We start from the raw sequence: 16,461 nt of genomic DNA on the forward strand, positions 1-16,461 counted from the left end.
AGCGGCGGCCGGTCACGCCGCCGCCCCGGTCATCAGGAGAAATGCACGATGGATGCCGAACGTTATGCCGCGATCAAGGCAAGGGTCGAAAATCTCTACCGGCTGACGGCGGAAGGGCGCTGGGACGAGGTGGAGGCCCAGATGACCGACGATTTCCGCATCATTGAGGCCGACAGCCTGCCCTATGCCGGGGAATATAAAGGCAAGGGCGCGTTGCGGGAACTCTATACCAAGGTGTTCGCCTTCTGGGACGATGCCTCGCTCGAAACCAGCGATATCTGCATTGCCGAGAATACCGTCATCGTGCTGCTGACCATCCATGCGACCTCGCGCCACAACGGCCAGCGGCTCGCCATGCCGCTGTGCGAGGTGTTCCACCTGCGCGGCGACAAATTCTGCGGGATCACGCCCTATTATTTCGATACCGTCGAGATCGCGCGGGCGACGGGCACGCTCTAGGATAGAGGACAGGGTTGAGGACTATGGCTGATCTTTCGGGCAAGGTAGCGCTGGTCACCGGCGGCACGTCGGGCATCGGGCGGGCGGCCGTGCGCCGCCTGGCGCGGGACGGGGCGCGGGTGGTGTTCACCGGGTCGAAGGAGGAGGCCGCGCGCTCCCTCTGCGAGGAAACCGGCGCGCGCTTCGTCAGGGCGCGGGTGCAGGACGAGGGCGACTGGGACGCGCTGGCCGCGATCGTCTCCGCCGAGTTCGGCCGCCTCGACATCGCCTTCGCCAATGCCGGGACGGAGGCGGGCGACGGCAGCGTCGAATCGATCTCAGTCGAGAACTGGAACGCGATCATCGCCGTCAACCAGACCGGCGTGATGCTGACCGCGAAAACGGCGGTGAAGCTGATGCGCGCCAATCCCGGCGGGCCGGGCGGGTCGATCATCCTCAATTCCTCGATGTCCGCGCACAAGGTGATGGGCAATTACATGGCCTATTCCGTCACCAAGGCGGCGGTGCTGGCGATGGCGAAATCCATCGCGATCCATTGCGCGACGGAAAAGCTGCCGATCCGCTGCAACGCGATCCTGCCCGGCGTGGTGGAAACGGAGATGATCACCGCGATCATCGAGAAATCGGGCGCGCCCGAAGCCGCGCGCGCCGCCTATTGCTCGATGTCGCCGATGGGCCGGATGGGCACGGTGGACGAGATCGCGGCGCTTGTCGCCTTTCTCGGCTCGGACGACGCGGCGTTCATCTCCGGCGCGGAATATGCGATCGACGGGGCTTCGACCGCCGGCATGACCGGGGTTTGAACCGTTCGGGGAGAGGCTGGTGCAGGGCCTCTCCCCGGACAATCGGATCACTGTTTTCGGCCAATTTCAGGCATCAAGGAACCGTTCGGGCTGAGCCTGTCGAAGCCCTGTCCTTCTTCTTTCCCCAAGAGAAAAGCAGCCCTTTGACAAGCTCAGGGCGAACGGGGGGAAGGACATTCTCACTTCCCGCCCCATAAAGAAAGGCAGCGCCGCTCTCAGCGCCGCCCCTCGATATAATCGTTCAGCACCTCGTGGAAGAAGCGGACGCGCGTTTCCTGTGCGGAGAGATAGGCGTCGGCATAGCCGCGCGAATGCATGCCGCGCTGCATGCCCTCGGCCAGCATCATGTCCTGATAGACGATCTGCCCCTCTATTTCCGGCACGCCCCGGCCATCGTCGAAATCGCGTATCTGCAATTCCGCCTCGCGCAGCGGCTGCGGCCCGGCCATGATGGATTCCACCACCGTCTGTCCTTCCACTGGAAAGGCCATGCACCACAGGTCGAAGGTGCATTTATTGGGGTCGTCGGCATGCGGCTCGGTGCGGAAAAAGACGAGATTGTCCGGCAGGAAGGATATGGTGACATTGGGGAAGATCACCGTATGCGGGCTGTCGGTGATCTGCTCGTCGTCCATATGCTCGTAATGGACATAGCCTCGCTCCTTCCACAGCCGCCGCTTCGCCGCCTTGAGGTCGAGCCAGCCCTGCATCGCCTTGGTCTCATAATCGGGATAGGCGTCGGGATCGATGTCCCACTGGCGCAATATATAGTCGAACGGATGCGGCACGCCTTCGGGCAGCCGGTCGCTGAGCGACGGGCGCATCGGCTGCACCGTGCGGCCATGGCCATTGGGGAACACTTCATGCCGGGCGGTGTCGACATCCTGATCGATCCACGGCGGCACCTGTGGATGGGCGGTGCGGGTGTGATAGCTTTCCGAGAAATTGTCGGTCGCGAACTTCCAGTTGGTGTTGAGGTTGATCTTCATCCAGAACACGCGCACCGCCGTATCCATCGGATAGTTGCGATAGAGTTCCGGGATCGGGGAGAGATAGTCGAGCAGCGGCGGCGCGTTCTCGTCCATCGTATACCAGACGAAGCCGCCCCATATGTCGCAGCGCAGTTCCTTCAGGCGCAGCTTGCCGCAGGGGTTGCCCTGCGGAAAGTCGATCTCCGCATCCTGCGCGAACAGCAGCGCGCCGTCCTTGCCCCATTTCCAGCCATGATAGGGGCAGGTGAAGGCGTCGGTGCTGGCGCTGCTTTCAGTGAGGCGCATGCCGCGATGCTGGCAGTTATTGTAGAAGGCGCGGATCGATCCGTCCTCCTGCCGGATGCAGATGACCGATTCGTGCATGAAATCGTGGACGACATAATCGCCCGGCTCCTCCAGCTCGGCGGTGCGGCCCGCGACATGCCAGATGCGGGTCCACATATGGTCCCATTCCTTCCGCATGAACTCGCGGGAGGTGTAGCGGTCGCCGGTGATCGGGTCGCCGCGCAGGCAGGACGGGTCGCGCCCGTCGATGGTGAGTGGATGCGGGGTCGGGTGCCCCATGGCGCGTCTCCTCATATAGTCGCCCCAGGGGCGAGTCCTTATCCTTACCCGCCATGCTACCGCGCGGGCGCACGGGCGGAGAACTATCATTTGGGAGAGGACGATGGGGCCCAAGGTCTGTGGCAGTAGCGTGCCCCATAGGGCTGTTGTCGGAAAGGAAGCACAATGGATGTAAGCGGCGTGGCCGCCATCGTCACCGGTGGCGCATCGGGACTGGGGGAAGCGACCGCGCGCGCGCTCGCGGCGGCAGGGGCAAAGGTCGCGATCTTCGACCTCAACGCCGAACGCGGGGAAGCGGTGGCGGCGGCGATCGGCGGCGCCTTCTGCGCGGTCGACGTCACCGACGAGGCATCGCTCGACGCGGGCTTCGCCAGGGCGCGCGCGGTCCATGGGCAGGAGCGGGTGCTGGTCAACTGCGCCGGCATCGCCACCGGGGAAAAGACCGCCAGCCGCGACCGGGAAACGGGCGCGCCGACCGCGCACCGCATCGCCGCCTTCGCGCGCACGGTGACCATCAACCTGATCGGCACCTTCGCCTGCACCGCCAAATCGGCGGCGGGCATGCTGACGCTCGATCCGCTGGAGGATGGCGAGCGCGGCGTCATCATCAACACCGCCTCGGTCGCGGCGGAGGACGGGCAGATCGGCCAGGCCGCCTATGCCGCCTCCAAGGCCGGGGTGAAGGGCATGACCCTGCCGATCGCCCGCGACCTGATGGGCGAGGGGATACGCTGCAACGTCATCCTGCCCGGCATTTTGGGCACGCCGATGCTGCTGGGCCTGCCGCAGAATGTGCAGGATTCGCTCGGTGCGACGGTGCCCTTCCCGAAGCGGCTGGGCAAGCCTTCGGAATATGCGGAAACGGCGCTGTTCCTCATCCGCAACAGCTATATGAACGGGGCGTCGGTGCGCCTCGACGGCGCGCTGCGCATGGCGCCGCGCTGAGCGCTCTGGTCCACCCGATGGCGACGAAAATGGGGCGTGCTGGCTTTTCCGCCAGTGCGCCTCTTTTTTCAATGATGACATAAGGGGCGGAACCAGAAATAGGGAGAGACAGGTGCTCAATCGTCAGATCGTTCTCGCTTCCCGGCCCGATGGCGTGCCGGCGCCCGAAAATTTCCGCCTGGCCGAAAGCCCGGTGCGGGAGCTGCAAGAGGGCGAGGTGCTGCTGGAAAATCAGGTCTTCGCCATCGATCCCGCCGTGCGCGGCATGTTGGACGACCGGGACGACAGCTATCTGCCCGCCGTGCCGATCGGCGGCCTCATCCCGACCATGGTGCTGGGCCGTGTCGTCCGCTCGCGCAACCCGGCGTTCAAGGAAGGCGATTACGGCCGCGGCTTCGTCGGCTGGGAGGAATATTCGATCCTCAACCCGAATAATTTCGCGATCGAGAATGTCCATGTCGACCCGTCGGTGCCGCTGACCGCCTATATGGGCGCGCTCGGCTGGTCGGGCATCACCGCCTATGTCGGCCTGAAGCGCATCGGCGAGATGAAGGCGGGCGAGACGGTGGTGATGAGCGCGGCGGCGGGCGCGGTCGGCAGCGTCGGCGGCCAGATCGCGCGGCTGAGCGGATGCCGCACGGTCGGCATCGTCGGCGGGCAGGACAAGGCCGATCTGGTGACGGGCACCTTCGGCCTCGACGCGGCGGTCAACTATCGCGCGGAAGCGGATCTGGGGGCCGCGATCAAGGCGGCCTGTCCGGATGGCGCGGACGTCTATTTCGACAATGTCGGCGGCACCGTCCTCGATACCATGCTGCCCAATATGCGGGATTTCGGCCGTATCGTCGTGTGCGGCATGATGGCCAACTATAACAACCACGACCAGCCCGTGCCGATCCTCAACCTCTGGCAGGTGCTGGTCCACCGCATCACCATGCGCGGCTTCCTCGCCTATGAGCATCTCGACATGCTGGAGGAAGCGGAATCGCAGCTGGCGGCGTGGATCAAGGCGGGCGACCTCATCGCGCTGGAAAATGTGACGACCGGCATAGAAAACACTCCGTCCGCCTTCATCAACCTGATGTCGGGCAAGACCACCGGCAAGACCATCGTGCGGCTGAACGAGGGCGTGACGACGCTTTGAGCGGACCGGTTGCGATTATAGCCTGATCCTCCCCGGTACGGGGAGGGGGACCGCCCGCAGGGTGGTGGAGGGGCACCATCGGTCAAGCGCAATGCCCGGTTGATCGAGCGTCACGTCCGGCGGCCTGTACCCCTCCACCATGCTTCGCATGGTCCCCCTCCCCCAAGGGGGAGGAATGGCTGACCGCTCACGAAAAAGGGGAGCCTCGCAGCTCCCCTTTTCCGCACGGCGCGGCCCGATCCCGCTTACAGCACCGGCGGTTCCTCATCGGGATCGGCGCGGAGCAGATAGTCCACATAATTGTGGAAATAATGGTTGCCGCGCTCGTTCCTGCCGAAGATCACCGATTGGAGCGCGCCCGATGCCAGCCCCTTCTGCACTTGCAGGCCGACGCCGTAATCCTCCTCGTTCACCACGTCGCGCAGCCAGTCCATCATGCCCTCGATCGCGGCGGCGTCCTCGGCGTCGCGCGGGGGATCGCGGCGGATGAACATCAGGTTGGTGACGTTGCTGTCCGGCGTGTCGCCGGGGATCAGCTGCGCGACCTGCGTGATTTCCGGCGCGAAGAAGATGCTGACATTGGGGAAGATGGTGCGCACGAAATCATAGCCGTCATTCTCATGCTCGCCCCATTTGTCGGGGGGAAGCGCGCCCAGCGCCTCCTTGATCCGCGTCTGCGGATAGCCGACGCGCATGTGCGGGCCGAAGGCGGTGAAGTGCATGATGTTGCTGAAGCTGCGCGGATGGATGGTGGTCGGGTGCGCGGCGGCGAAATGATAGCCCTCCAGATAGCCGTCATAGGCGATCTTCCAATTGGGGCCGTAGATGCGCCGGGTGCCGCAATAATGCCATTTGTCGAGGCCGTAAAATTCGAGATCGTCGAGCATGCCGCCCAGATGCTTGCGGATGTCGAATTCCCGCCCCGGCGTCAGGCACACCCAGATGATGCCGCCCGCCTCCGCCACCGGCAGCGCGGTGAGGTTGCGCTCCTCCTTGCAGATCGGCCCGAATTTCTGCGGGTCGGCCACGCCCAGAAGCTTGCCGTCATTGCCGAAGGTCCACGCATGATAGGGGCAGGAAAAGCGCCGGGCATTGCCATGACCCTCCGGCTTCAGGATCATGCCGCGATGGGTGCACACGTTCAGCATCGCCGCGACCGTGCCGTCCGGCTTGCGCGTGATCAGCAGCGGCTTGCCCAGCAATTCCATCGCCTTGTAATCGCCCGGATTGGGAATCTCGGCGCTCAGCGCGGCCAGCAGGGGCAGCTTCATGAAGATCTCCGCCTTCTCCCGCTCGAAATAGGCGGGGTCGGTATAGGCGGTGGCGGGGACCTCCAGCGTGGTTTCGGCGCTGTCCGTCGTGCCGGTTTCCACATATTCGAGCATCTTGCCGGCCTCGCGGCCGATAGTATCCTGATAGCCCATCTTGACCTCTCAATCCTTGGCGGGCCTCTTCGGCCTCGTCTTGCGCGCGCGAACCATCGGGTTCGAGTCACCCGACTATCATAGATACCGCATCGCGCGCGGGGCTGCACTCTGACTAGCGCTAGTTGCACCCGCGCGCCTTTTGCCTCCTTATTCCCCGAAATTCGGCAAAAGGCGAAAGCAGGAGAGGATTGCGGCCTATGATGATCGACCTTCGGGGCAAGACCGCGCTGGTGACGGGCGCGGCGTCGGCGGGCGGGCTCGGCTTCGCGGCGGCGCGGCTGATGGCGCGGCAGGGGGCCAGCCTCTTCCTCACCGACCTGGACGCAGACGCCGTCGCCGCCCGCGCGGAGGACTTGCGCCGCGAGGGCCATCAGGCGAGCGCGATGGCGCAGGACGTGACCGACGAAGCGGGCTGGGCCGCGGTCATCGAGGCGGTGGTCGGCGCCTATGGGCGGCTCGACATCCTCGTCAACAATGCGGGCATCGCCGTGCTGCGGCCGATGAGCGCGATGACCAAGGCCGACTGGGACCGGCAGATCAGCGTCAACCTCGACAGCGTCTACCTCGGCACCAAGGCGGGCGTCGACCAGATGCGCCGGCAGGGCGGCGGCGGATCGATCGTCAACATGTCGTCGGTCGCGGGCCTCGTCGGCGTCGAAGGCACCGCCGCCTATGCCGCCAGCAAGGGCGGCGTGCGCCTCTTTTCCAAGAGCGTCGCGCTGGAAACCGCGAAGGAGAATATCCGCGTCAACACCGTCCACCCCGGCATGATCTGGACCGACATGCAGAAGGTGGCGATCGCGGACAACAAGGAAGTGTTCGACCAGATCACCGCCGCCGTGCCGATGGGCCGCATGGGCGAGCCGGAGGATATCGGCGCGATGGTCGCCTTCCTCGCCTCCGACGATGCAAAATATATTACGGGGGCCGAATTCACCGTGGACGGAGGAATGGTTGCGCAGTAAAAAAGGTTGAACAACCGTTCAACAAAGATGCAGGGCTGCGCATCCGGTTGCGGAAAGACGCCCATGACGTCACAGGAGATTGGGAGAAGATTGAATGGCTGAGAGCGATCCTCGCATAAAGGGAGCGCCGCTGGCGCGCTGCCCCGGCGAATCGGTGCGCGATCTGGCGCTGGCCGACACCAACCCGGTGCCGGAGTTCCTCTATACCGACGAATATGAAAATCTCGGCTCCGCGCCGATTCCGGCGAGCCGCTACACCGACCCGGCCTTTTTCGAGCTGGAAAGGCAGAAGATGTGGCCGCGCGTCTGGCAATTCGCCGCGCGCGAGGAGGAACTGCCCGAACCGGGCGACTATATCGTCTATGAGAATGTCGGCAGATCCTTCATCGTCATCCGGCAGGAGGACGGCTCCGTCCGCGCCTTCGCCAATGTCTGCCTGCATCGCGGGCGCAAGCTCAAGACCGGGGACGGCTGGACCGGCGAGCTGCAATGCCCGTTCCACGGCTTCACCTGGAACAATGACGGCACGCTCAAGCAGATACCCTGCCGCTGGGACTTCTCGCACCTCAGCGACGAGGCGATGAAGCTGCCGGAGATCAGCGTCGGGCGCTGGGGCGGCTATATCTTCCTGCGCGAGGCGGCCGAGGGGCCGAGCCTCGAAGACTATCTCGCGCCGATGCCGGAGCATTTCCAGCGCTGGAAGCATGAGGAATGCGCGACCGCCCTGTGGGTCGGCAAGGTGGTGCCCGCCAACTGGAAGGTGGTGATGGAGGCTTTCATGGAAAGCTGGCACACCGTCGTCACCCATCCGCAGCTGCTGCCGTTCACCGGCGACGCCAATTCGCTCTACAACATCTATGGCGACTATGTGAACATGACGGTGACGCCGTTCGGCACCATGTCGCCGCATCTCGACCCCAAGGGCAGGCCGCAGCAGTGGATCGTCGACGAGTTCGTCAAATATAACGGCCGTTCGTCCGACAATTACGAGGATCAGGACGCGGGCGGCTTCAACGTGAAGGTGCCGGAGGGCATGACCGCGCGCGCGGCGCTGGGCGCGTCGCTGCGGGAAACGACGACGCGGATGTTCGGCCATGACGTCAGCTTCGCCTCAGATGCGGAGATGATGGACGCGATCCTCTACAATGTGTTCCCGAACTTCAGCCCCTGGGCCGGGTTCCAGCCCAATATCGTCTATCGCTGGCGCCCCTGGCACGATGTCGACCATTGCCTGATGGAAGTCCGCATCCTCACCCGCGTGCCGCCGGGGCAGGAACGGCCGAGGGCGCCGGAGATGAAGCTCCTCGGCCTGGACCAGAAATGGACCGAGGCGCCGGAACTGGGCATATTGGGCGATGTGTTCGAGCAGGACATGGAGAATCTGCCCTATGTGCAGACGGGCCTGAAGGCGACGATGAACGACCGTGTGGAGCTGGCCAATTATCAGGAAATCCAGATCCGCCAGTTCCAGAACACGCTGGCCAAATTCGTCGAGGGCAAGCTCTGAGGCGAGCGGCCCGGTGACGGGATAAGGGAAGGGCCGGGGCGATGTTCCCGGCCTTTCTTTTTGGCGATGATATCCCTTGCAAACGGAGGTCTTGAAAACCGGGTTTGGGTGGTTAACCGCCACTCCTCCCCCTTGGGGGAGGGGGACCATGCGGAGCATGGTGGAGGGGCACAGGCCGCTGGACGTTACGCTTGATGGATGGTGCCCCTCCACCGCCCTGTGGGCGGTCCGCCTCCCCGTACCGGGGAGGATTTGTCCGCTTCTGGCCGAAAGCCGCTGTCCACTCGAATCTGTCTGCGTTTTTACGTCACCCTTCAAAAAGGGCGACGGCGGGCCAGCGCCAGCGCCAGCAGCGGCATCGACGCGGCGGCGATGAGGCAGGCCGCCGCCACGATCAATACGCCCTGCGCGCTTGCCCGCGTCACCGCCAGCGAGGCGAGAAAGGGCCCTGCGGCAAGGCCGATCAGATGGCCGCCGGCGATGGAGGCGGCGGCGCGCGCGGTGGGATCGATCGCCAGCAGCAGGGGCAACTGGAACGGCGGCACGAACATCCACAGGAAGGAAAACAGCAGCAGCGCGAGATATTGGACGGCAAGCGAGTCCACCAGCACGACGGCGGCCATGCACAGCGTCAGCGCCAGCGGGCCGAGCGTGCAGGCGAGCACCGGGGGGAACCGGCTCGTCAGCGCCGCGACCAGACCGCCGAGGATGTGCACACCGATCACGAACGGCACGACCGTCTCCATCGCCAGGCCGGTGCTCGTCGTTTCCCGGATCAGCGGCACGGCATAGGACCAGAAGGCCATGATTCCGCACAGGAACAGCGCGACGCCGCCAAGGCCCACAAGACCGGCCGGCGGCAGCGCGCCGCGCGGGCCGTCCGGCGGCGAGGGCGAGGGCAAGGGCGGGGCCGGGGCCGGGACGAAGCGGCAGAAGGGCAGCAACGCGATATTGATCGCGGCGAAAGCTAGATAGGGGCCGCGCGGGCCGAGCGCCGGCGCCAGCCAGTGCGAGATCAGCGAGGAGAGGAGAAAACCCCATGCGGCGAGGACCGTGACATAGACGGCGAAGATGCGGCCGGGGTCCGGCTCGCGGGTGATGGCGCCGACGAAAATCCACAGCAGCAGCCCCTCGCCGAGGCCCGCGACGGCGCGGCAGGCGATGACCGCCCCGCCATGGCTGAAGCCGGTCGCGACATTGGCGGCGATCATGACCAGCAGCGCCATGGCAGCGGTCCGTCCGAAGTCGCGCAGCAGCGGCAGGGACGGGGCGAGCAGCACCGCCGCCGCCATGCTCAGCGCCTCGATCGCGGCGACATGGCCCAATTGGTGCAGGCTGACATGGCCTGCATCGAGCAGGCTGCCGACGATGAGCGGTTGCAGCGACGGCATCGACCCGGCGCTTGCGGCGAGCAGGATCAGCGCGATCCGCTGCGCCGTCTTATGGGCACCTGCCGCCCGTTGCGCCCGCATGCTTCCCCCTCCTGAGCCGTTCCCGCCCTTTTTCCGGGCGGTCGTCAGCCTATCATGGTTCCGGGCCGATCTCAGCCGGTAAAGCTGTCGTCGATGAAATCCGCCACGCGGCTTGCCGGAGCGGTGAGCGAGGCGACCATCTGGCAGAGCGTGTCGTCGATGATCGAGCGGAACTCGTTCCGGTCCGGCTGGAGCAGCAGGTTCTCGGTATTGATCAGCACCGCAAGGAAGGTCGAGGTCGCGACCATGATGCGCCGTTCCACCGCTTCGGGCGCCAGATAGAAGAGCCGCCTGCGCAGCAGGTCCATCGTCCGGTGCAGGCTGGGCGAGACCGCCGAGGCATCGTCCGCCGCATGCATCATGCCCTTGGGCCGGTAATGCAGCAGATATTGCAGCAGGAAGGACGGGTAGGAGAAGCGGCCCTCGCTGTCGCGCAGCGTCAGATAGGGCAGCACGATGACCTCCATCAGCGAGCGGACGTCGCCGGTCAGCTTCCGCTCGTCCACTCGGCCGATCAGCCGGTGGCGCAACGGTTCCAGTTGCGCGACGCGATGAAGGAAGATCGCCTGAACCAGCCCCTCTTTCGAGCCGAAATGATAGCGCACCGCATTGTTGTTGCCGTGCCCGGCGGCCACCGCGATCTCACGCAGCGAAGCCCCCTCCATGCCGCGCCGCGCGAACAGGCGCTCGCCCGCGAGGATCAGTTGCACCTTGCTGTCCGTGGGGCTGTCCGCAGCGGGATTTTCGAGCCGTTCACCCGCGCCATCCGACGCCGAAGCCATGTCATCCATGGCCATGATCGTTAAAACATATGCGTTAATCAGTCAATAATGTTATGCTTCATATAACTCATATGAGTTAGATATATCGGCGGTTTTCTGGAAAAAATCGGATTTTCGGGAATATTATCGCAAGTTTATAGGCTATATAAAAAGTCAGGTGCGTTATTCATTCGGATAGGGTTTGTTGGAGATATCCCGGACGCGTGAGTCGCGGCGAACAAGAAACAGGGAGGGGATATGAGTGCTGTGCACCGAAAAGGACGGAATCTGAAGCTGCTGACCGCCGCGCTGCTGGCGAGCGCGACCTGTGCCGGGGATGTCCTCGCGCAGGAGCAGGCCGCCGACACGGGCGGGATTCAGGATGTCGTCGTGACCGCCCGCAAGCGCGCGGAAACCACGCAGGACGTGCCGGTCGCGGTGACGGCAATCTCCGCCGAGAAAATCCTGAACTACGACCTCAGCAATCTGGAGCGCGTGGCCGCCCAGACGCCGTCCTTCGTGATCGGGCGTTCCCCTTCGGGATCGGGCGCGACGCTGGTGCTGCGCGGCATCGGTTCCAACACCACGTCGATCGGCCTCGAGCAGTCGGTCGCGGTGATCGTCGACGGCGCCTATTATGGCCAGGGCCGCACGATCAACGAGGGCTTTTTCGATCTCGGCCGGCTCGAAATATTGAAGGGACCGCAGGCGCTGTTCTTCGGCAAGAACGCGACGGCGGGCGTGGTGTCCATCACCACCGCCGATCCCGGCGACCGGCTGGAGGTGATCGCCCGCGCCGGGTACGAGTTCAAGGCGCAGCAGATGGTGGGGGAGGCGATCCTGTCCACCCCGGTCAGCGACACGCTCGGCGTCCGCCTCGCGATGCGGGCGAGCAAGATGGGGCGCGGCTATTTCGACCAGATCGGCACCGACCAGATCTATCCGACGTCCGACCGCATCTCCACCGCGCAGGTGGTGACGCCGACCAACCATGTCTCCGGCCCGGCGGGGGACGACCGCGGCAAGGAATTCTATGTCCGCGGCACGGTGAAGTGGGAGCCGACGAGCGATTTCACCGCGACAGTCAAGGCCAATTTCGGCACCAACGAAATCGACAACCCGTCCGCCGCCTCGGTGCTCTATTATTGCCCGACCGGCGCGTCGGCGGGCAATCCGGCCATTGCCTGCGGGCGCAGCTTCCGGTCCTCGGCCAATCGCTTTCCCGCCGCCATCGCCGCATCGGTGCCCTATGCCAACGCCAGCGGCCAGACCGGCAATTCCTATCGCAGCTGGGCGGTCAACGCGAACCTGAACTGGCAGCTCGATGCCCTCTCGCTGTCCTCCGTCACCAATTACAACTGGAACCGCAACATCTTCCAGTTCGACGGCGACAGCGTGTCGCGGGCAGGCGCGCCGGGCGTGTTCGCGACCGAATGGTCGACCTATCACGCCTTTTCGGAGGAGCTGCGCGCGCTGACCAGCTATGACGGCCCGGTCAACGCGATGCTGGGCGGCTATTATCAGAAGACCAAACGCGACTATCTCGCCTGGACCGCCTCGGGCGGGCTGGAGAACAGCGGCGCGCCGCAAAGCTGGCAGCGCTATCTCGCCAACAGCAAGGACAGCCAGACCAAGGGCGAAACCATCGCCGCTTTCGGTCAGGTCATCGTCAATCCGTCGGACCGGATCGAGCTTACCGGCGGCGTGCGCTATACGCATGAAACCAAGGACAGCTATTTCCTTCAGCCCTATTCGCATCCGATCCGCGTCGCGCAGGGCATTTTCCTGCCCAATACGAGGATCGATTCGAACCTGAGCTTCGACAACTGGTCGCCCGAAGCGACGATCAGCTTCAAGCCCGTGCGCGACATCACCCTCTATGGCGCGTACAAGACGGCCTACAAATCCGGCGGCTTCTCGAACTCGGGCATCCTCAGCCCCAGCGCGGGCCTCGCCGATTTCGAATTCGATCCCGAAAAGGCGAAGGGGTTCGAGGTCGGCGTCAAGACGATGCTGTTCGATCGCCAGCTGCGCTTCAACGTCATCGCCTACAGCTATAAATATTCCAACCTTCAGCTCGATTTCTTCCGGTCGGACACCTTCGCCTTCACCACGATCAACGCCGGATCGGCGCGGACCAGGGGCGTGGAGCTGGAATTCGAATATGCGCCCCGGTCGATCGACGGCCTCGATATCCATGGCACGCTCAACTATAACCGGGCGCGCTATGGCGATGCGATCGGCGCGCCCTGCTATGCCGGCCAGACCCGCGACCGTGGCTGCAACCTCGTCTATGTCGACGACGGCAGCGCGAACGGCACCGCCCGCCCGTTCAACCCCGCCACCGACGCGGCGGCGAACCGGCAGAATCTGAAGGGCAGCCCGACCGCCAACGCGCCGGAATGGACCGCATCGCTGGGCGTCAATTACGAAACCCCGATATCGGCGGGCTGGACGCTCGGCCTGTCGGCCGATGGCCGCTACAGCGCCTCCTATCTCGCCAGCGCCTTCGGCAACCCGTATACGCGGCAGCACCGATATGTCAGCCTCGACGCGTCGCTGCGCCTCTCCAGCGAGGACGAGCGCTGGGAGCTGGCGGTCATCGGCAAGAACCTGACCAACCGCTGGTACGCCACCGGCGGGACCGACGCGCCCAATACCGGCGGGGGCACGGGCACGCTCAGCGGCACGATCGCCGACCAGATCGGCTTCGCCTCGCAGCCGCGCACCGTGCAGGTGCAGGCGACCTTCCGCTACTGAATACCTCGCCTCGGCCGGGCGGTTCCTTCGGGACCGTCCGGCCCGTTTTTTCCCAGATTCTCCGGAGTTCCCGACATGTCGCACATCCCGCAGCCCAGGCGCGCGCAAGACCTGAAGGCTTATCTGGCCGGCTTCACCGCACTGTGCGGCCTGCTTGCCGCGCCCGCCCTCGCCCTTGCGCAGGGGGCGGGCAGCGATCCTCTCGCCGGAAAGGTCGGCCGCAGCGTCGCGGAAACCCATGCGCCGGTCTGGCCGTCCAATCCGGCCGCGCCCAGGGGCGCACCCAATGTGCTCGTGATCCTGACCGACGATGTCGGCTTCGGCGCGACCAGCACCTTCGGCGGGCCGATCGCCACGCCGACCTTCGACGCGCTGTCGAAGCAGGGGCTGCGCTACAACCGCTTCAACACCACCGCGCTCTGCTCGCCCACCCGCGCGTCGCTGCTGACCGGGCGGATGCCGCATAATGTGAACATGGGCAACGTCACCAACCTGCCCAGCGGCTATGACGGATATACCACGGTCATCCCCAAATCCGCAGGCACCATGGCCGGAATCCTCAAGGAAAACGGCTACAACACCGCGATGTTCGGCAAGAGCCACCTGACCCCGGACTGGGAAATGAGCCCCGCAGGTCCCTTCGACCGCTGGCCCACCGGGCTGGGCTTCGAATATTTCTACGGCTTCCTGTCGGCCGACACGTCGATGTGGGCGCCCGCGATCGTCGAGAACACCGTGCCAGTCGAGCCGCCGCACGGCGACCCCGGCTATTTCTTCGAAAAGGACATGGCCGACCGCGCGATCAACTGGATGCGCACGCAAAAGGCCGCCGCGCCGGACAAGCCCTTCTTCATCTATTATGCGCCGGGCCTGTCGCACACGCCGCATCATGCGCCGAAGGAGTGGCTGGAGCGGTTCCGCGGCAAGTTCGATCAGGGCTGGGACAAATTGCGCGAGGAAAGCTTCGCCCGGCAGAAGCGGCTGGGCGTGATCCCGGCCGATGCCCAGTTGACGCCGCGCCCCGCCTCGCTTCCGGCATGGGCGTCGCTGACGGCGGAGCAGAAGAAGGTCTATGCGCGGCTGATGGAGGCGTTCGCGGCGACGGTCGCCTATTCCGATCACCAGACCGGCCGCCTGATCGACGCGATCCGGCAGAGCGGCCAGTTCGACAACACGCTGATCATCTATATCGAGGGCGACAACGGCGCCAGCGCCGAAGGGGGGCTGGACGGCCTCGCCTATGAGCAGTCCGCCATCACCGGCCGCAAGGAGAATTTCGCGGAACTGGCGGGGCGCATCGACGAGATCGGCGGCCCGGCGCTCTACAATCATTTCCCCGCCGCCTGGGGCTGGGCGATGAACGCGCCTTTCCCGTGGTGGAAGCAGGTCGCCTCTCAGGCGGGCGGCGTGCGCAACGGCATGGTGCTGTCCTGGCCCAAGCGCATCACCGACAAGGGCGGGCTGCGCTCGCAATATGCGCATGTCAGCGACATCATGCCGACGGTGCTGGAAGCCGCCGGGGTGACGCCGCCGGAAACGCTGGGCGGGGTGAGGCAGCAGCCGATCGACGGCATCAGCCTGACCTACAGCTTCGACAGGCCCGACGCGCCGTCCGCGCGCCGCCAGCAGGTGTTCGAGATGATGGAGAATTTCGGCATCTACAAGGACGGCTGGGTCGCCGGCACGCTGCCCAAGCGCACGGCATGGGAAGTGGGCGTGGGCGAGGACCGCAAGGCGACGATGGGACCGGAGGACCGGGTATGGAGCCTGTTCCACCTCGACAGGGATTTCGCCACCGCGCGCGATCTCGCCAGGTCCAACCCGGCCAAGCTGAAGGAGATGCAGGATCTGTTCTGGGCCGAGGCGGCGCGGAGCAACATCCTGCCGATCCACGATTACAGCCAGGGCACCGAAGGGCGGCCCTCGCTGGGACGGGAGCGGACGCATTTCGTCTATCCGGCCGGGATCGGGACGATCAACGAGGATGCCGCGCCGCACACGATCGGGCGCAGCTTCACGATCGAGGCCGATGTCGCGCTGTCCTCGCCCGGCGCGAGCGGCGTGATGATCGCGCAGGGCGGGCGCTATGGCGGCTACAGCTTCTATCTGAAGGACGGGCGGCCGGTGTTCCATTATAATGCGGTGGGGACGGATCAATATTCCATCGCCGCGGACACGCCGCTGCCGCCGGGCGCGCATCTGCTGTCCGCCGAGTTCCAGGCCGACGCGCAGGCGCTCCGCACCGGCGGCACGCTGACGCTCCGCGTCGACGGCAAGGCGGTCGCGCAAGGACGCATCGCGCAGACCGTGGCGGGCTGGATGTCGCACACCGAGGGGCTGGATATCGGCATCGACCGGATCACCCCGGTCAGCCCGGATTATGCCAGCGCCGCCAGCGCCTTCACCGGCACGCTGAAGGAAGTGCGGGTGACGATCAAATGAAAAGGGGGGTGGTCATATCCTTATCCTCCCCTCCCCTTCAGGGGAGGGGACCGAGGGGTGGGGTGGCGCCGCTGGATACAAACGCTGGATTTTGTGGATAGACCCCACCCCCAACCCCTCCCCTGAAGGGGAGGGCTTGACGTCCTCTTCCCACCTCGCCTTTTTGCAAGGTATTTTCCAAGCCACGGCGCCGGAAGCATCGCCCCGGCGCCGCCGCTTC

General features: G+C 65.1%; 12 protein-coding genes. 8 read left to right on the forward strand and 4 right to left on the reverse strand.

The genetic code is table 11. The features are described from left to right. The first annotated feature begins 48 nt into the window (after nucleotides 1-48). The gene (locus GGR43_RS12640) at nucleotides 49-459 is read left to right on the forward strand and encodes a nuclear transport factor 2 family protein (protein ID WP_188072329.1); all 411 of its coding nucleotides are present in this window, start codon (nucleotides 49-51) and stop codon (nucleotides 457-459) included. Nucleotides 460-482: 23 nt separating this feature from the next. Next, nucleotides 483-1,262 carry an SDR family NAD(P)-dependent oxidoreductase gene (locus GGR43_RS12645; RefSeq protein ID WP_188072330.1) on the forward strand — a complete coding sequence of 260 codons (780 nt, stop codon included), beginning with the start codon at nucleotides 483-485 and terminating at the stop codon, nucleotides 1,260-1,262. 215 nt (nucleotides 1,263-1,477) lie between these two features. On the opposite strand, the gene GGR43_RS12650 is transcribed toward GGR43_RS12645, so the two are convergent. Further along, nucleotides 1,478-2,818, reverse strand: a complete 1,341-nt coding sequence (locus tag GGR43_RS12650; RefSeq protein WP_188072331.1) for an aromatic ring-hydroxylating oxygenase subunit alpha — start codon at nucleotides 2,816-2,818, stop codon at nucleotides 1,478-1,480. Nucleotides 2,819-2,983: 165 nt separating this feature from the next. Between GGR43_RS12650 and GGR43_RS12655 the strand changes: the two genes are divergently transcribed. Then, nucleotides 2,984-3,763 (forward strand): SDR family oxidoreductase, encoded by a 780-nt coding sequence (locus GGR43_RS12655; protein ID WP_188072332.1) that lies wholly within the window; start codon nucleotides 2,984-2,986, stop codon nucleotides 3,761-3,763. Nucleotides 3,764-3,875: 112 nt separating this feature from the next. Then, entirely contained in the window at nucleotides 3,876-4,907 is a 1,032-nt protein-coding gene (locus GGR43_RS23885) for an NADP-dependent oxidoreductase (protein ID WP_188072333.1), read from the forward strand. 245 nt (nucleotides 4,908-5,152) lie between these two features. On the opposite strand, the gene GGR43_RS12665 is transcribed toward GGR43_RS23885, so the two are convergent. Beyond that, nucleotides 5,153-6,331, reverse strand: a complete 1,179-nt coding sequence (locus GGR43_RS12665) for an aromatic ring-hydroxylating oxygenase subunit alpha (protein WP_188072334.1) — start codon at nucleotides 6,329-6,331, stop codon at nucleotides 5,153-5,155. Between the two features lie 200 nt (nucleotides 6,332-6,531). Between GGR43_RS12665 and GGR43_RS12670 the strand changes: the two genes are divergently transcribed. Together GGR43_RS12670 and GGR43_RS12675 are read left to right on the forward strand one after the other, a co-directional pair. Then, the gene (locus GGR43_RS12670; RefSeq protein ID WP_425502219.1) at nucleotides 6,532-7,299 is read left to right on the forward strand and encodes an SDR family NAD(P)-dependent oxidoreductase; all 768 of its coding nucleotides are present in this window, start codon (nucleotides 6,532-6,534) and stop codon (nucleotides 7,297-7,299) included. Between the two features lie 94 nt (nucleotides 7,300-7,393). Then, entirely contained in the window at nucleotides 7,394-8,806 is a 1,413-nt protein-coding gene (locus GGR43_RS12675) for an aromatic ring-hydroxylating oxygenase subunit alpha (protein WP_188072335.1), read from the forward strand. A 314-nt stretch (nucleotides 8,807-9,120) separates the two neighbouring features. On the opposite strand, the gene GGR43_RS12680 is transcribed toward GGR43_RS12675, so the two are convergent. Continuing rightward, nucleotides 9,121-10,278 (reverse strand): MFS transporter, encoded by a 1,158-nt coding sequence (locus tag GGR43_RS12680; protein WP_188072336.1) that lies wholly within the window; start codon nucleotides 10,276-10,278, stop codon nucleotides 9,121-9,123. 71 nt (nucleotides 10,279-10,349) lie between these two features. After that, nucleotides 10,350-11,069, reverse strand: a complete 720-nt coding sequence (locus GGR43_RS12685) for a TetR/AcrR family transcriptional regulator (protein WP_188072337.1) — start codon at nucleotides 11,067-11,069, stop codon at nucleotides 10,350-10,352. A 228-nt stretch (nucleotides 11,070-11,297) separates the two neighbouring features. Here GGR43_RS12685 and GGR43_RS12690 point away from each other — a divergent pair, with 228 nt between their 5' ends. Together GGR43_RS12690 and GGR43_RS12695 are read left to right on the forward strand one after the other, a co-directional pair. Beyond that, nucleotides 11,298-13,799 (forward strand): TonB-dependent receptor, encoded by a 2,502-nt coding sequence (locus GGR43_RS12690; RefSeq protein WP_188072338.1) that lies wholly within the window; start codon nucleotides 11,298-11,300, stop codon nucleotides 13,797-13,799. 75 nt (nucleotides 13,800-13,874) lie between these two features. Continuing rightward, nucleotides 13,875-16,241 carry an arylsulfatase gene (locus GGR43_RS12695; protein ID WP_188072339.1) on the forward strand — a complete coding sequence of 789 codons (2,367 nt, stop codon included), beginning with the start codon at nucleotides 13,875-13,877 and terminating at the stop codon, nucleotides 16,239-16,241. The last annotated feature ends 220 nt before the right edge of the window (nucleotides 16,242-16,461 follow it).

This window comes from Sphingobium jiangsuense, assembly GCF_014196495.1.
GTDB lineage: Bacteria > Pseudomonadota > Alphaproteobacteria > Sphingomonadales > Sphingomonadaceae > Sphingobium > Sphingobium jiangsuense.

What these genes read in the sequence shown, in the direction of transcription:
- GGR43_RS12685 (WP_188072337.1), bottom strand. Translation starts at nt 11,069, where the DNA reads ATGGATGACATGGCTTCGGCGTCGGATGGCGCGGGTGAACGGCTCGAA.
- GGR43_RS12665 (WP_188072334.1), bottom strand. Translation starts at nt 6,331, where the DNA reads ATGGGCTATCAGGATACTATCGGCCGCGAGGCCGGCAAGATGCTCGAA.
- GGR43_RS12695 (WP_188072339.1), top strand. Translation starts at nt 13,875, where the DNA reads ATGTCGCACATCCCGCAGCCCAGGCGCGCGCAAGACCTGAAGGCTTAT.
- GGR43_RS12655 (WP_188072332.1), top strand. Translation starts at nt 2,984, where the DNA reads ATGGATGTAAGCGGCGTGGCCGCCATCGTCACCGGTGGCGCATCGGGA.
- GGR43_RS12675 (WP_188072335.1), top strand. Translation starts at nt 7,394, where the DNA reads ATGGCTGAGAGCGATCCTCGCATAAAGGGAGCGCCGCTGGCGCGCTGC.
- GGR43_RS12670 (WP_425502219.1), top strand. Translation starts at nt 6,532, where the DNA reads ATGATGATCGACCTTCGGGGCAAGACCGCGCTGGTGACGGGCGCGGCG.
- GGR43_RS12680 (WP_188072336.1), bottom strand. Translation starts at nt 10,278, where the DNA reads ATGCGGGCGCAACGGGCGGCAGGTGCCCATAAGACGGCGCAGCGGATC.
- GGR43_RS12690 (WP_188072338.1), top strand. Translation starts at nt 11,298, where the DNA reads ATGAGTGCTGTGCACCGAAAAGGACGGAATCTGAAGCTGCTGACCGCC.
- GGR43_RS12645 (WP_188072330.1), top strand. Translation starts at nt 483, where the DNA reads ATGGCTGATCTTTCGGGCAAGGTAGCGCTGGTCACCGGCGGCACGTCG.
- GGR43_RS12650 (WP_188072331.1), bottom strand. Translation starts at nt 2,818, where the DNA reads ATGGGGCACCCGACCCCGCATCCACTCACCATCGACGGGCGCGACCCG.
- GGR43_RS12640 (WP_188072329.1), top strand. Translation starts at nt 49, where the DNA reads ATGGATGCCGAACGTTATGCCGCGATCAAGGCAAGGGTCGAAAATCTC.